Source organism: Aestuariimicrobium sp. T2.26MG-19.2B, assembly GCF_950101875.1.
In the GTDB taxonomy this organism is placed as follows: Bacteria; Actinomycetota; Actinomycetes; order Propionibacteriales; family Propionibacteriaceae; genus Aestuariimicrobium; species Aestuariimicrobium kwangyangense.
Window position 1 is genome coordinate 2,008,899 of record NZ_CATNLW010000001.1, and the last position, 14,415, is coordinate 2,023,313.

The 14,415-nt window shown below is 69.6% G+C and carries 13 protein-coding genes; 8 read left to right on the plus strand and 5 right to left on the minus strand.

Annotated elements, in window-relative coordinates:
• Positions 1–5 precede the first annotated feature (5 nt).
• From QQZ11_RS08900 to metG, 7 genes are all read left to right on the plus strand, one after another.
• A complete protein-coding gene (locus QQZ11_RS08900; protein WP_284549919.1) occupies positions 6–1,148 on the plus strand; it encodes an adenosine deaminase in 1,143 nt (380 codons plus the stop codon).
• Positions 1,149–1,329: 181 nt separating this feature from the next.
• Positions 1,330–1,782 (plus strand): hypothetical protein, encoded by a 453-nt coding sequence (locus QQZ11_RS08905; protein ID WP_284549920.1) that lies wholly within the window; start codon positions 1,330–1,332, stop codon positions 1,780–1,782.
• Positions 1,779–3,008: an Nramp family divalent metal transporter gene (locus QQZ11_RS08910; RefSeq protein ID WP_284549922.1), complete on the plus strand. Its 1,230-nt coding sequence runs from the start codon at positions 1,779–1,781 to the stop codon at positions 3,006–3,008. The genes QQZ11_RS08905 and QQZ11_RS08910 overlap by 4 nt, the downstream gene beginning before the upstream one ends.
• Positions 3,005–3,412: a hypothetical protein gene (locus QQZ11_RS08915; protein WP_022910791.1), complete on the plus strand. Its 408-nt coding sequence runs from the start codon at positions 3,005–3,007 to the stop codon at positions 3,410–3,412. Before QQZ11_RS08910 ends, QQZ11_RS08915 begins: the two co-directional genes overlap by 4 nt.
• On the plus strand, positions 3,399–3,743 hold the full coding sequence (locus QQZ11_RS08920) for a PRC-barrel domain-containing protein (RefSeq protein ID WP_284549923.1): 345 nt from the start codon (positions 3,399–3,401) through the stop codon (positions 3,741–3,743). Before QQZ11_RS08915 ends, QQZ11_RS08920 begins: the two co-directional genes overlap by 14 nt.
• Before the next feature lie 122 nt (positions 3,744–3,865).
• Positions 3,866–4,813, plus strand: coding sequence for a ribonuclease HI family protein (locus QQZ11_RS08925; RefSeq protein WP_284549925.1), 948 nt, complete (start codon positions 3,866–3,868; stop codon positions 4,811–4,813).
• A gap of 70 nt (positions 4,814–4,883) precedes the next feature.
• Positions 4,884–6,683, plus strand: coding sequence for a methionine--tRNA ligase (gene metG, locus QQZ11_RS08930; RefSeq protein ID WP_284549927.1), 1,800 nt, complete (start codon positions 4,884–4,886; stop codon positions 6,681–6,683).
• Between the two features lie 113 nt (positions 6,684–6,796).
• Here metG and QQZ11_RS08935 read toward each other — a convergent pair whose 3' ends face one another.
• The 5 genes from QQZ11_RS08935 to QQZ11_RS08955 all read right to left on the minus strand — a co-directional run bounded on the left by QQZ11_RS08935 (position 6,797) and on the right by QQZ11_RS08955 (position 12,911).
• Complete coding sequence (locus QQZ11_RS08935; RefSeq protein ID WP_022910795.1) at positions 6,797–7,750, minus strand: CPBP family intramembrane glutamic endopeptidase; 954 nt, start codon at positions 7,748–7,750, stop codon at positions 6,797–6,799.
• Positions 7,747–8,355 (minus strand): uridine kinase family protein, encoded by a 609-nt coding sequence (locus QQZ11_RS08940; RefSeq protein WP_284549929.1) that lies wholly within the window; start codon positions 8,353–8,355, stop codon positions 7,747–7,749. The genes QQZ11_RS08935 and QQZ11_RS08940 overlap by 4 nt, the downstream gene beginning before the upstream one ends.
• Positions 8,352–10,184 carry a DUF2207 domain-containing protein gene (locus QQZ11_RS08945; RefSeq protein ID WP_284549931.1) on the minus strand — a complete coding sequence of 611 codons (1,833 nt, stop codon included), beginning with the start codon at positions 10,182–10,184 and terminating at the stop codon, positions 8,352–8,354. Before QQZ11_RS08945 ends, QQZ11_RS08940 begins: the two co-directional genes overlap by 4 nt.
• A gap of 211 nt (positions 10,185–10,395) precedes the next feature.
• A complete protein-coding gene (locus tag QQZ11_RS08950) occupies positions 10,396–12,066 on the minus strand; it encodes a phospho-sugar mutase (protein ID WP_284549933.1) in 1,671 nt (556 codons plus the stop codon).
• 17 nt (positions 12,067–12,083) lie between these two features.
• Positions 12,084–12,911, minus strand: a complete 828-nt coding sequence (locus tag QQZ11_RS08955) for a purine-nucleoside phosphorylase (RefSeq protein ID WP_022910799.1) — start codon at positions 12,909–12,911, stop codon at positions 12,084–12,086.
• A 53-nt stretch (positions 12,912–12,964) separates the two neighbouring features.
• Here QQZ11_RS08955 and QQZ11_RS08960 point away from each other — a divergent pair, with 53 nt between their 5' ends.
• Positions 12,965–14,404: an NAD(P)H-quinone dehydrogenase gene (locus tag QQZ11_RS08960; protein WP_022910800.1), complete on the plus strand. Its 1,440-nt coding sequence runs from the start codon at positions 12,965–12,967 to the stop codon at positions 14,402–14,404.
• Positions 14,405–14,415 lie beyond the last annotated feature (11 nt).

Sequence of the window (14,415 nt, forward strand, 5' to 3'; positions counted from 1 at the left end):
GCCACATGTCGGCTGACCGGGCACCTGCCGTGCACGCGGGCGAGAGCGCGCCACCGCTCACCATCGACGAACTGCGCCGACTGCCCAAGGTCACGCTGCACGACCACCTCGACGGTGGACTTCGTCCACAGACGGTGATCGACCACTGCCGGGAGAACGGTCACCCCCTGCCGGGGCCGGGCGGCGCCGGGCGTGCAGACCTGGACGCTGAGCAGTTGGGGCGATGGTTCCACGAGCACGCCAGTGCGGGTTCCCTGGTGAGCTACATCGCCACCTTCGAGCACACCATCGCGGCCATGCAGACCCGGGAACAGCTGGTGCGGGTGGCCCGGGAGTTCGTGCTCGACCAGCACGCCGATGGGGTGGTCTACGCCGAGGCGCGCTGGGCCCCCGAGCAACACCTGCGGCGCGGCCTGACCATGGCCGCCGCCGTCGAGGCTGTCCGTGACGGACTTCGCGAGGGCGAGGCCGAGGTGCGCGCCGCGGGAGGGGTGATCGTCGCCCAGCAGATCCTGTGCTCGATGCGCCACGCCTCGCCCAGCCTCGACGTGGCCGACCTGGTGATCGCCTACCGCGACCAGCAGGTGTGCGGCTACGACATCGCCGGCGCCGAGGACGGCTTCCCACCCACCCTCTGGTCGGGTGCCTTCGACGAACTGAAGCGCGCCAATGCGCGGTTCACCATCCACGCCGGGGAGGCCTTCGGGGTGCCCTCCATCTGGGAGGCCGTGCAGTTGTGCGGGGCCCACCGGTTGGGCCACGGAGTTCGGCTGGTCGACGACATCGTCCAGGTCGAGCACGGCGGCGGGTGGCGACTGGGCAGGTTGGCCAGCTACGTGCGCGACCAGCGGATCCCGCTCGAGGTGTGTCCCTCGTCCAACCTGCAGACCGGCGTCGCGACCACCCTGGCCGACCACCCCGTCGACCTGTTCAAGAGGCTCCGCTTCCGGGTCACCGTCAACTGCGACAACAGGCTGCAGTCAGCCACCACCCTCAGCCGCGAGTTCGCGCTGCTGGTCGAGACCTTCGGGTGGACGAAGGCAGATGTGCGCTGGTGCACGCTCAACGCCATGAAGTCGGCCTTCCTGCCGTTCGACCAGCGCCTGGGATTGATCGACGAGGTGATCAAGCCCGGGTTCGAGGGCTGATCACGGGTTCCTGACAGTCCGACAGGGGTTCTCGTCCCGTCCTCGGGTTTGCCCCCGGTTGGGCTCCTCCCGTCCTGGTTGCCCCACGGGCGACCGGAGAATCGTCCGAGCAGCCACCCGGAGGGGGGTTTCGTGCTGAGGTCATCAGGGGTGAGCTCAGTGGGGAGGACGGAGGACGGACATGGCAGGGTCGTGGACGAGGTGGCTGGTCGCCGCGGCCACCGGGGTGCTCCTGACGCCAGTGGCAGCGTGCGCGTCGACGGCCGGGTTCTACGACCAACTGTCCACGGCGGCCGGCGAGGTTGCCTCCGCCAGTGGCAGCGCGGCCGAGGCCATCGACCTGACCGCCCATGGACGGCTGACCTCCGCCGTCCGGGATTCCGCCATCGCTGACGCCGACCAGCAGTCGAGCACCGCGGCCGGCACCCTCGACCAACTGCAGGCCAGCACGACGGATCGGCAGGCGTCACGCCGAACCACCATCGACGCCGTGCACCGCGCCCAGCGGAGCCTGCAACTGGCGGACGATGCTGCCGCCAACCACGACGACCAGACCTTGGCCCGGTTGGCACCCACCCTGCGCGAGCAGGCCAAGCAGCTGACCGACCTGCAGGACGAGTGGGCCAGCCGATGAAGAAGGTCCTGGGACTGGCACTGGGCATCCTCACAGCCATCGGTGGCTTCGTCGACATCGGAGACCTCGTCACCAACGGCGTCGTCGGGTCCCGGTTCGGCTTCGGCCTCGCCTGGTCGACACTGCTGGGGGTCGTCGGCATCTGCCTGTTCGCGAACATGTCCGGGCGGGTGGCGGCCGTCAGCGGACGAGCCACCTTCGAACTCATCCGCGAACGGCTCGGTGCCCGCGTGGGGCTGCTCAACCTGGTGGCCTCCTTCCTCATCAACCTGATGACCCTGACCGCTGAGATCGGTGGTGTGGCGCTGGCCCTGATGCTCGCCAGCAGCGTCAACTACCTGCTGTGGGTGCCGGTGGCCGCGGTCGCCCTGTGGTTGGTGATCTGGCGGGTGAAGTTCACGGTGCTCGAGAACGTGACGGGGCTGCTGGGGCTGTGCCTGATCGTCTTCGCGGTTGCCCTGTTCCTGCTGGGCCCCGACTGGGGTGAGGTGGTCAAGCAGGCGGTCAGCCCCCACCTGAGCCAGACCGAGTCGCCGGCCACCTACTGGTACTACGCCGTCGCGCTGTTCGGGGCGGCCATGACCCCCTACGAGGTCTTCTTCTTCTCCTCCGGGGCGGTCGAGGAGAAGTGGTCACTCAAGGACCTCTCCCAGTCGCGCACGAACGTCCTGGTCGGATTCCCCCTGGGGGGACTGTTGTCACTGGCGATCGCCGGCTGCGCCGCCGTCTTACTGATGCCGAAGGGCATCGAGGTCTCGTCCCTGTCGCAACTGGTGCTGCCGGTGGCCGCCGCCGGGGGAAAGCTCGCGGTGGCGTTCGTCCTCGTGGGACTGTTCGCGGCCACGTTCGGGGCGGGGCTGGAGACCAGCTTGTCGTCCGGCTACACCCTGGCCCAGTTCTTCGGCTGGTCGTGGGGCAAGTTCCGCAGCCCGGCCCGGGCAGCCCGGTTCCACGTCAGCATGATGATCTGCCTGCTGGTCGGCATCGCCGTGCTGATGACCGGTATCGATCCCGTCATGGTGACCGAGATGTCGGTGGTCTTCTCCGCCGCCGCGCTGCCCCTGACGTACTTCCCGATCCTGGTGGTGGCCAACGATCCCGACTACATGGGGCAGTACGTGAACTCGCGGCTGGTGAACATCGCCGGTCAGATCTTCCTGGTCATCGTGGTCGCCGCCTCGCTCGCCGCCATCCCCCTCATGATCATCACGGGAGCAGGGAAATGAGTGCCCGCAACGAGTCCAGCATCCATGAGCACCGTCCTCTCATCTTCGATGCCACGCTGACCCTGCTCGACCGGCAGGTGCTCGACCGGAATGACGAACCCGTGTGCACCGTCGACGACCTGGAACTCTCCGGTGACCTGCACGACGGTGTCGAGTTCCCCGTCGGCGGCCCGCGGCCCCGGATCACCGCCATCCTGGCCGGTCCCGTCCTGGTCACCCGTGTGTTCGGCGGACGACCACCGCGCCACCTGTGGGAGCGCATCGACTGGGGTGACGTCGAACGCGTCGGGGTGATGGTCAAACTGCGGCTGGCAGCCGAGGCCCTCAACGTCGGGTGGACGGAGTCGTGGCTGCGCGAGCGGATCATCACCCGGATCCCGGGAGGGCGCCATGAATCTGAATGACCTGCTCGGACGCCACGTGTTCAACGAGGCAGGGGAGCGGTTGGGCACCGTGGTGGATGCCCGGTTCCGATTCCTGCCGCCGAGTGTGGGCGGCCCCGAGGAGGCCGAACTCGTGGGGTTGGTGGTCAGCCCGCACTCCAGGTCGACGTTCGGTGGCTTCCAGCGCAGCAACGCCAATGCCCCGTGGATGGTGAACGCGTGGATGAGGTGGCGCCATCGGGGTAGCTTCCTCGTCGACTGGGCCCAGGTGGCGCGAGCCGAGGGCAATCGGCTGGTGCTCCGCCCCGACTTCGAGAGACTGGATGCGACGCTTCGTCCCAGTTCGCGGTGAGGCCAGTTCGCGGTGAGGCCAGTTCGAGGGAGTCCCGTTCGCGGTGGGGAGCAGTTCGAGGTGAGGAACAGTTCGGCATCAGGGCAGGGTCCCCGTCGGACGGCATCGGGTAGGTTCCCAGCATGATCACCGCTGCCGCAGACGGCTCGTCCCTGTCGAACCCGGGGCCCGCCGGCTGGGCCTGGTACATCGACGACGAGCGCTGGGCGGCCGGGGGGTGGGACCACGGGACCAACAACATGGGCGAGTTGATGGCCGTGGTCGACCTGCTGCAGCAGACCGCGGGCACCGACGAGTCGCTGCTGGTGCTGTGCGACTCGCAGTACGTGATCAACTGCGCCACCACGTGGATCAGCGGGTGGAAGCGCCGCGGCTGGCGCAAGGCCGACGGCAAGCCCGTGCTCAACGTCGAGCTGCTCAAGGAACTCGACCAGGCCCTCGCCGGGCGCTCCGTCGGTTTCGAGTGGGTGAAGGGTCACGCCGGGCACGAACTCAACGAGGCCGCCGACCTCAGGGCACGAGCCGCGGCGACGGCCCACCGCGACGGCACCCCCGTCGATCACGGTCCCGGGTTCGCTGCCGAGCCCGTGCCCGGTGCCCGCTCGAAGTCGTTCAGGCCCACGGTCATCGAGCCGGAGCCCGACCTGTTCAGCATCCCCGACCCCACAAGGGAACCCATCGACGAGCCCGAGAGCGCCGACCCGGCGGCCAGCGGGACCACCTCGGCTCTGGGAGTGGAACTGATCGCCCTGGAGCGGCGCCTGCTCGATCCATCGGTCCGCACCGATCCGGACGCGCTGGCCCACCTGTTGCACCCGGAGTTCGTCGAGCACGGTGCCAGCGGACGCGTGGTCACCCGCAACCGGGCGCTCGCGGGCCTCGCCTCCGTCGGCCTGACCCCTCGCATCGACCTGCTGGGGGTCACCGAGTACGCTCCCGGACTGGTCGGACTGCGGTGGACCTTGGGGCTGGGTCACCGGACGAGTCTCCGCTTCTCCCTGTGGCAGCGGACGAGCAGCGGGTGGCAGGTGCGCTTCCACCAGGGCACACCGGTCGGTCCCTCGGAGTAGTCCTCGGGGCGCCGGGTGGTCGCGCCGACCCCGTCAGGGAGCACCCCCGGCTGGCGATAGTCTGAACCCCATGTGTGCCAACATCCTTGCTGCCGTGGCCTGGCCCTATGCCAATGGCCCTCGTCACATCGGTCACGTCTCCGGTTTCGGCGTGCCCTCCGACGTGTTCTCGCGGTACATGCGCATGGCGGGGCACAACGTGCTGATGGTCTCGGGCACCGACGAGCACGGCACGGCAATCCAGGTGAAGGCCGACCAGGAGGGGCTCACGGCCCGCGAGACCGCAGACAAGTACCACCGCATCATCGCCGAGGACCTGCAGGGCCTGGGACTCACCTACGACCTCTACACCCGCACGACCACCCAGAACCACTACGAGGTGGTGCAGGAGGTCTTCCGCACGCTGTACGCCAACGGCTACATCGTCAAGCAGACACAGATGGGGGCGTTGTCACCGTCGACCGGACGAACCCTTCCCGACCGCTTCATCGAAGGAACCTGCCCGATCTGCGGGTTCGACGGGGCGCGCGGTGACCAGTGCGACAACTGCGGCAACCAGCTCGACCCGATCGACCTGATCAACCCGGTCAGCCGGATCAACGGCGAGGCCCCCGAGTTCGTCGAGACCGAGCACTTCTTCCTCGACCTCCCCGCGCTCGCCGAGGAGCTCGGTCGCTGGCTCGAGACCCGCACCGACTGGCGTCCGAACGTGTTGCGGTTCAGCCACAACCTGCTCAAGGACCTGCGTCCCCGAGCCATCACCCGCGACCTCGACTGGGGCGTCCCGATCCCCGTCGAGGGCTGGGAGGCCAACCAGATGAAGCGCATCTACGTGTGGTTCGATGCTGTCATCGGTTACCTGTCCGCCTCGATCGAGTGGGCGACGCGCGCCGGTGACCCGGATGCGTGGAAGACCTTCTGGCAGGGCGAGCAGGCCAAGAGCTACTACTTCATGGGCAAGGACAACATCGTCTTCCACTCGGTGATCTGGCCGGGCATCCTGCTGGGTGTCAACGGCGAGGGAGCCAAGGGCGGCGAGCCGTCGGAGCTCCTGGGCACCCTCGACCTGCCCACCGAGATCGTCTCGAGTGAGTTCCTCACCATGAAGGGTTCGAAGGTGGCCTCGTCCCGCGGCGGGGCGATCTACGTGCGGGAATTCCTGCGCGACTTCGGCCCCGACGCCCTGCGCTACTTCATCGCGGTCGCCGGCCCCGAGAACCAGGACACCGACTTCACGTGGGACGAGTTCGTCCGGCGCACCAACTTCGAGCTCGCCAACGAGTGGGGCAATCTGGTCAACCGGTCGATCTCGATGGCGCACAAGAACGTGGGCGCGATCCCCGCGCTGACCGACCCCACCCCCGAGGACCTCGCGCTGCTCGAGTCGGCGCGTGCGGCCTTCGACACCGTCGGCGAACTGCTGGCCACGGCCAAGTTCAAGGCGGCCATCACCGAGGCCATGCGGATCGTGACGTTGGCCAACCGGTACCTCTCCGACCAGGAGCCCTGGAAGCTCAAGGACGACCCGACCCGCCGCGACTCGGTGCTGCACGTGGCGCTGCAGGTCGTGCAGGACGCCAACACCCTGCTCACCCCCTTCCTGCCCCACTCGGCCCAGAAGGTGCACGAGGCCCTGGGCGGCGAGGGGGTCTGGGCGGCCCAGCCCGACCTGGTCGAGGTCACCGAAACCCTCGACTCCGGCGAGGTGCGCAGCTACCCGGTGCTGACCGGCGACTACACCGCCCAGCAGGCGGTCTGGGCCTCACGCCCGGTCGAGGTGGGTCGAGCGCTCTCGAAGCCCTCGCCCCTGTTCGCCAAGCTCGACGAGAAGTTGGGCCAGACCGGCCCGGAGTGGTCTCCGATCGCCTGAGCGGCACTGATCGGCAGCCCCGGCGGAATTTCCATGCAGAATGGGGCAGCCCAGCGGGTGGTTCGTCACGCCACGTGACGGGAAGGCCTCTCACGTGCCCCTTCCGGCGCGGATCAGTGACGCCGCCAGCGCGGGGGCACGATCATGCCTCGCTGGTGCAGCCGTACGGCGGCCAGCACGGTGACGACGCTGAGCAGCACGACCGTGATCAGGCTCGCCTCGATGCCGAAGCCGCCACCCGACAACAGGTCTGGGCCCGCGGGGTGGCTGACCAGCACCCCGTTGCCCTGGGTCGCCGTGCCCGAGACCACTGAGCCGAGTACGGGGCCCTGCATGATGTTCCACGCCGCGTGGATGCCCATCATCAACACCAGGTTGCGGGTGAGGGCGTAGAGCAGCGCGAACATCAGCCCCGCCTCGAGCGCGATGGCCACGGCTCCCCACCAACTCGCCTCGGGATTGAAGATGTGGGCCAGCCCGAAGACCAGACCGCTGAGCGCCGTCGACAACCAGGTGCCCAGACCTCGCTCGGCCACCCGGTAGAGCATGCCGCGGAACATGATCTCCTCACTGACGCCGGCCACCAGGCCGACCTGCAGCAGCTGCCATCCCAGCCCTGAGACCTGGTGGTTGAGCCCGTCGAAGACCCGCAGCCCGGCGACGGTGAGCACCGCTGCGCACAGGAGCAGCAGGCCGGCCCCGATCAGCAGCCCCAGCCAGGCGCCGCGGAACGCCCTGCGCCCGTGAACCTCGTAGGGGTGGCGCAGTCGTCCCTCGATGGCCAGCACGGCCGCGTAGCCGCCCACTGCACCGGCCAACTGCCCCAGGGCCGCCACCGTCGTGGCCGCGTCCCCCGGTGGAACCAGCCGTGCCAGCACGGCGCCCACCACCAACCCGACAGCGAGCACGGCGACGAAGGCCAGCCAGGACAGGGCCGTTCGTCCGGGTCTGCCGCCGGCGGGCTGGTCGGGGGTGAGCGGTCGCCCGGGGGAGTGGAGTCGATCGGATTCGAAGGAGTGGTCCAGGGCGGGGCCCGTGGCGGCCGCACTCTGCAGGTGGTCGGTCACGCCGTCAACGTATCCGCGATGTGGGCCAGGGCCGCACGCATCCCGAGAGGCCTGAACCCCTGCGCGAGAGCACGCCTGCGCAGCCCTCGTTCATGCCGCATCAACGCCAGTCCTCGCCGCACCAGCACCCGCGGGGGCTTGCGGTGTTCGGCGAGGTCTCGGCGCAGGCGCCGCGAGAAGTTGAACAGGCGGGGACGGTCCAGCCAGATGGCGTCGAACCGCACCCCGGCGGACCGCAGCGGGGCCAGCAGTTGGGGAGCGAAGACGCCCTCGCAGATCACTCCGGAGGAGTCCCCGAGGTCGAACTCCTGGGTGCCGACTGCACGGTTCTGGCTGATCTCATAGCGGGGCAGGGTGGCTCGTCCGGTGGTCAGCACCTGGTGCAGGGCCCGCACCGCGGCATCGCAGTCCCAGGAGTCGGGGTGGTCCCAGTCGATGATGCCCGCCCCGCCGTGCTCGTCGAACATGCGCGGCATGCCCGGGTGGGTGTCGTCGTGGTAGAAGTCATCGAGCCTGAGCTGGGGCAGCCCCAGCTGGGCAGCCAGCCGCGACTTGCCCGACCCGGACGGTCCAGCGACCAGGAAGACGCACCTCTGGCCGCTCACCACCCGCCACCGGAGCCACCACCGACGCCACCGCCGCCGCCGAAGCCCGAGCCGCCTCCCGATCCGGACGAGGCGTTGGCCGCGGTCACGGCGGACTGCAGCGAACTCGACATCGCGTGGGTGACCGCGTCCATCGACTGCGCGAAGGCCAGGTTGGCTCCCCAGAAGTAGCCGCCCCCGTACCAGCTGGTGTCGGGATGGTAGCGGCCCTCCGCCTCGAGTTGCTGGAACGTCCTCACCCACCGGTCAGCGACCCCGAACACCGTCGCCCAGGGCAGGTAACGGGAGAACACGTCGATGCCCTCCTCGAACCTGATCTGGTCGGCCTCCGCGGTGGCCAGGTAGGTGCGGAACCCCAGGGCCTGGGCGAGCACTGCCGAGCCGGCGGCGGTGCGCGCCGGCAGCTGCCGGTGCAGGGCCAGCAACACCAGTCCGGCCAGGGCGATGCCGAGCCCGACCCAGCCCCACCCGACCAGACCCAGCAGGAACGCCGCACCGAGTCCGAGCAGGGTGATGACGGCGCCGACCACGAAGGCCCCCGCACGGGTGAAGCTCGGACGCCGCGCGAACCAGCCCAGCTCGACGGTCCTGGCCTCCAGTTCGGACTTGCCGAGGGTCAGCACCTTGGCGTTGGCCTTGTCGGCGAGGTCGTGGTTGGTGACCTCGAGGCGGCCCCCGAACAGGCGGTCGAGCAGGTGTTGCTCGTGCAGCACCACGGTGTCGGCCGGCGGCCGGTGCGCCAGGGCGAGGGTGAAGTTCTTGGGACGTTCGGGGTCGGGCCGGATCTGCAGGTGACCGCGCACGGCCAGGTCGAGGATGGTGGCCGTCACGTCGCGGTTGTCGGCTGACTCGTCGACCAGCACGCCGACCTCTCCGGGAGTGGCACCACGCGGGGGAGAGAACGCGACCGGGATCTCCTGCTTGGTCGCCTTCCCCACCTGCTGGCCGGCACCGGGGGCCGGGGTCAGTCCGGGGGCCACACCGATGTACTGCTCATCACGCCCGCGGCGTCGCACCAGGGTGCCGACGGCGACGGTGCCCAACAGCGCGACCAGCGCACCCCCGGCCAACGGGGCCGGCGAGACCGGGAACATGTTCCCGGGGTGCACCCGCTTGGTGTACTGGATCCTCGCGCCAGGGAAGGTTCCGGCCGGGTAGCCCGCGACCACCTGCATGCCCTGTCCGTTGGTGAGCCGGTCGACCTTGAACACCGCGGTGGACGACCCTGCCGGGGAGGCGGAGCAGGCCACCGTGAAGCTGCGGCCCTGGAAGCAGGCGGTGCGGGTGGTCGCAACCGGCCCCTGCACGCTCACCTGGAGATCGTTGAAGGGCACGTCGCCCGCCACGATCGCGTTCCAGTTGAACTCGTCGAGGCCCGACCCGGGTGCACGCGGGTTCACGATTCCCTTGGCCGTGTAGACCACGGTGTACTGCTGCTGTCCCGTGAAGGTGCGGTTCTCGCGTCCGATGCGCAGCACCAGACTGTCGGACTGTCGAGTGAGCTTGGTGGTGGTGTCGGCGCCGGTGGACGAGGTGACCGAGTCAATGGAGTAGTCGATCACCCGCCAGTGGTCGGGGTCGTCGGCGACCCGCATGCGACTGACGAAGGTGAGGAAGGGCCCGTGCCCGGCGTCGCGGGAGAAGTCGAAGACGAAGTCGACGCTGATGCGGGTGGTGCCATCGGGCTTGGGTTGGGCCGTGACGTGATAGCTGCTGAAGTTCCAGGAACTGGGGGTGTCGTTGCTGTCTGCCGCCGCCCTGGGCGCGGCCAGCACCACCATCGCCACAGACATGGTCAGGGCGCCCAGCAGGGCGATCAGCCGCTTCATGGATCCAGCCTAACGAGGTGGGAGTCAGCCGCCCGGCGCAGGGGGTGGTTGGTGACACACCTCACAGCCCCGGTCGCACCGGGCCAGTCGCACACCGGGCCAGTCGCACACCGGGCCAGTCGCACACCGGGCCAGTCGCAACGCGCAGGCCCGCACCGGGCCAGTCGCAATACGCAGGCTGGCACCCGGCAGTGGCTGGACGCCCCAGCCGCTAGAGGCCCAGTGCCGCTGCCATCTCGTCCCGCAACCCGGCCAACTCCGTCACCAACCGCTCCCTGGTTCCCGCCAGGTCGGCGGCCGTCTCTTCGGGGGTGGCCCTGACCTCGAGGTAGCACTTGAGTTTGGGCTCGGTGCCCGAGGGACGCGCCACGACGTGCAGACGCTCACCGGTCAGTTCGATGGCGTCGGTGGCGGGCAGCTCACCGCCGGGTTCGGACAGGTCGCGGACGACCACGGGCTCACCCAGGAGGTGCGAGGGCGGGTTGGCGCGCAGCCGGGCCATGGAGTCGGCGATGATGCCCAGGTCGGCCACCCGCACCGACAGCTGACCGGTCGTGTGCAAGCCGTACTCGCAGGCGATCTCGTCCAACCGGTCTGCGAGGGTTCGGCCCTCGGCCTTCAGACCAGCGGCCAGCCGGAGCACGTTCACCAGGGCGGTGATCCCGTCCTTGTCGGGCACCTTGGCGGGGTCGGTGCAGTAGCCGATCGCCTCCTCGTAGCCGAAGGCGAGGCCCGGTACCCGTCCGATCCACTTGAACCCGGTCAGCGTCGACCGGAACTCACGACCGTGCGCCTCGGCCATCCGCTGCAGCAGGGTGGACGAGACCACGGAGCAGGAGTAGACGCCCTCGCGTCCCCTGCGCAGGGCATCGTCACCCAGCAGGGCACCCAGTTCGTCCCCGGTCAGCATGCGCCACTGACCGTCGACCACGGTGGCGACCGCACACCGGTCGGCGTCCGGGTCGTTGGCGACCACCAGGTCGGCGCCCTGTTCCTTGGCGAGCGCGATCGCCAGGTCGATCGCTCCCGGTTCCTCGGGATTGGGGAAGGCGACGGTGGGGAAGGCGGGGTCGGGGTCGACCTGTTGGGCCACGGCCAGACCGGGCGGCAGGCCAGCGGCTGCGACCACGCGGTCGACGACCCTGGCGCCCACGCCGTGCATGGGCGTGTAGACCCAGCGCACCTCCCGGGGGGAGCCCTCGGCCACCAGTGAGCCGGCCCGGGCGACGTAGGCCGACACCAGTTCGTCGCCCACCAGGGTGTACTGCTCGGACCGGGGGATCTCGTGCAGGGGACGAGCCGCGACCGCCGCGATCTGGTCGGCGATCTCGGCGTCAGTGGGCGGGACGATCTGTGATCCGTCGCCGAGGTAGACCTTGTAGCCGTTGTCGGCCGGCGGGTTGTGGCTGGCGGTGACGACGACCGCAGCGACGCAGTCGAACTCGCCGATCCCGAAGGCGACCACAGGGGTGGGGGTCGACCGGTCGGTGACCCAGGCCTCGAACCCCGCCCCGGCCATGATCTCTGCGGTGTCGCGCGCGAAGACGTCGGAGTTGTAGCGGGCGTCGTAGCCGATCAGCACGCGACCGCCCTGGTGACCGTTGGCGCGCAACCAGGCGGCGAAGCCTGCGGCTGCCTGACTGACCACGACCCGGTTCATCCGCCCGGGGCCGGGGCCGAGGGCTGCACGCAGCCCCGCGGTGCCGAAGGTGAGCGGGCCGGCGAAGGCATCGGTCAGTTCGGCCAGGGCCTCCTGGTCGCCGGTCTCGGCCCGATCGACCAGGTCGGCCAGTGCCTGGGCGGTGGCCGCGTCGGGGTCCTGCTCCCGCCAGGCCTCGGCGGCCGCGCGCAGGTTCGGGTCGAGGGGGGACTCGTCGTACATGTCGGTGCTCCGGTGTGTCACAGGACGCCGACGACGTCGGCGAGCAGGCGGGCGAGGGCGGGTCCGGCGGCGCGTCCCGCGGCGATCACCTCGGCATGGTCGAGGGGAGTGGCGCTCACCCCGGCGGCGGCGTTGGTGACCAGCGAGATGCCGAGCACCTGAAGGCCGGCCTCGCGGGCAGCGATGGCCTCCAGGGCCGTCGACATGCCCACCAGGCTGCCGCCGATGGCACCGGCCATCCGCACCTCCGCAGGGGTCTCGTACTGGGGTCCGCGGAACTGCACGTAGACCCCTCGGTCGAGATGGGGTGCCACCGATTCGACCCGGTCGAGCAGGGCCGGGGTGTAGGTGGTGGACATGTCGATGAAGGTGGCCCCTCGCAAGGGGGTCTCGCCGGTCAGGTTGATGTGGTCGGCGATCAGCACCGGGGTACCGGGTGCCCAGTCGGGGTTCAGCCCGCCGCACCCATTCGTCAACACGATGGTCTCGGCCCCCAGGGCGGCTGCCGTCCTGACCCCGTGCACGACGGGCTCGACCCCTCGTCCTTCGTAGAGGTGGGTGCGGCCGGTCAGCACCATGGCCACCTTGCCGGTGGCGACCCGCACCAGGATCAGGCTGCCGCCATGGCCGGAGACGACCGGCTTGGAGAAGCCGGGCACCTCGTCGAGGGGGAGTTCGGTGATCGTCTCGCCCAACTGGTCGGCGCCCTGGTTCCAGCCCGACCCGAGCACGAGCGCGAGGTCGATGCCCTCGATGCCGGTGGCGCTTCGGACATGGTCGGCCGCGCGTTGCGCGGCCTGTGCCGGGTCGGTGCGGAACAGATCGGTGAGGTCGAGGTCGGTCACCCCGTCACTCTAGGGAAAACCACCGGACGACGGGAGTCTGCCAAGATGAACCCGTGACTGATGTGGTGGTTCTCGGAGGCGGTCCCGGCGGGTACGAGGCGGCCCTGGTCGGCGCGCAATTGGGTGGCCGGGTCACCCTGGTCGAGCGGGAGGGACCGGGAGGGGCAGCGGTGTTGACCGACTGCGTGCCCTCGAAGACCCTGATCGCCACCGCCGAGGTGATGTCGACCATCGAGAACTCGGCCGAACTGGGGCTGAAGATCTGGGAGACGGGCGAGGACTCCAGCGTGGCGAGTTCCGTGCACGTCGACCTCGCCAAGGTCAACCGTCGGGTGCTCGACCTCGCGCATGCCCAGTCCCACGACATCGGCGTGAAGCTGCAGGCCGCAGGGGTGCGGGTGATCATCGGTACTGCACGACTCGAGGGTGACTCGGCCGTCATCGCCACCCACACCGACGGCACCGAGGAGCGGCTGCCCGCAGACATCACCCTGGTGGCCACCGGCACGACCCCGCGGGAACTCGACACCGCGCCCTGTGACGGGGAGCGCATCCTGAACTGGAAGCAGGTCTACAACCTGACCTCCCTCCCCACCCGGCTGGTGGTGGTCGGCTCGGGGGTGACCGGGGCCGAGTTCGCCAACGCCTACGACGCCCTCGGCGTCGACGTGGTCCTGGTCAGCTCCCGCGACCGGGTTCTGCCGGGTGAGGACCCCGACGCGGCCGAGGTGCTGCAGAACGTGTTCGAGCGACGCGGCATGCAGATCCTGTCGCGCTCACGCGCCGTGGCTGCTCGCGTCGACGACTCCGCCGAGGAACCCGACAAGGTTGTGGTCACCCTCGAGGACGGACGCGAGGTGCGCGGTTCCCACTGCCTGATGGCGGTCGGGGCCGTGCCCAACACCACAGGCATCGGTCTGACCGAGGCAGGGGTCGAGCTGTCGCCATCGGGGCACGTGGTGGTCGACAAGGTCTCTCGGACGACGGCCCGAGGCGTCTACGCGGCCGGTGACTGCACCGGGGTGTTCGCCCTGGCGTCGGTGGCGGCCATGCAGGGACGGATCGCCATGTGGCACGCGCTGGGCGACGCAGTCGGACCGCTCTCGCTGAGCCAGGTGTCGTCCAATGTGTTCACGGCACCCGAGATCGCGACGGTCGGGGTCACCCAGAAGCTGGTCGACTCCGGGGAGAACACCGCCCAGGCGCTGCTGCTGCCGCTGGCCTCGAATGCGCGGGCCAAGATGCAGGGACTGCACGACGGATTCGTGAAGCTGTTCTGCCTGCCCGTCACGGGGATCATCGTCGGGGGCGTGGTGGTCGCACCGAAGGCCTCCGAACTGATCCACTCGATCGCGCTCGCGGTGGCCGAGAAGATCACGGTGGACGAGTTCGCCAACGACTTCACGGTCTACCCGTCACTGTCAGGTTCGATCGCCGAGGCGGCGCGGCAGTTGCACGTGCGCGGCACCGAGAGCGGACAGCGCAAGCACTGAGCGGCAGGCCC

Bases quoted from the DNA above. Each gene is read 5' to 3' on its own strand.
- QQZ11_RS08900 (WP_284549919.1), top strand. From the start codon at position 6: ATGTCGGCTGACCGGGCACCTGCCGTGCACGCGGGCGAGAGCGCGCCA.
- QQZ11_RS08925 (WP_284549925.1), top strand. From the start codon at position 3,866: ATGATCACCGCTGCCGCAGACGGCTCGTCCCTGTCGAACCCGGGGCCC.
- QQZ11_RS08910 (WP_284549922.1), top strand. From the start codon at position 1,779: ATGAAGAAGGTCCTGGGACTGGCACTGGGCATCCTCACAGCCATCGGT.
- QQZ11_RS08905 (WP_284549920.1), top strand. From the start codon at position 1,330: ATGGCAGGGTCGTGGACGAGGTGGCTGGTCGCCGCGGCCACCGGGGTG.
- QQZ11_RS08950 (WP_284549933.1), bottom strand. From the start codon at position 12,066: ATGTACGACGAGTCCCCCCTCGACCCGAACCTGCGCGCGGCCGCCGAG.
- QQZ11_RS08915 (WP_022910791.1), top strand. From the start codon at position 3,005: ATGAGTGCCCGCAACGAGTCCAGCATCCATGAGCACCGTCCTCTCATC.
- QQZ11_RS08945 (WP_284549931.1), bottom strand. From the start codon at position 10,184: ATGAAGCGGCTGATCGCCCTGCTGGGCGCCCTGACCATGTCTGTGGCG.
- metG (WP_284549927.1), top strand. From the start codon at position 4,884: ATGTGTGCCAACATCCTTGCTGCCGTGGCCTGGCCCTATGCCAATGGC.
- QQZ11_RS08920 (WP_284549923.1), top strand. From the start codon at position 3,399: ATGAATCTGAATGACCTGCTCGGACGCCACGTGTTCAACGAGGCAGGG.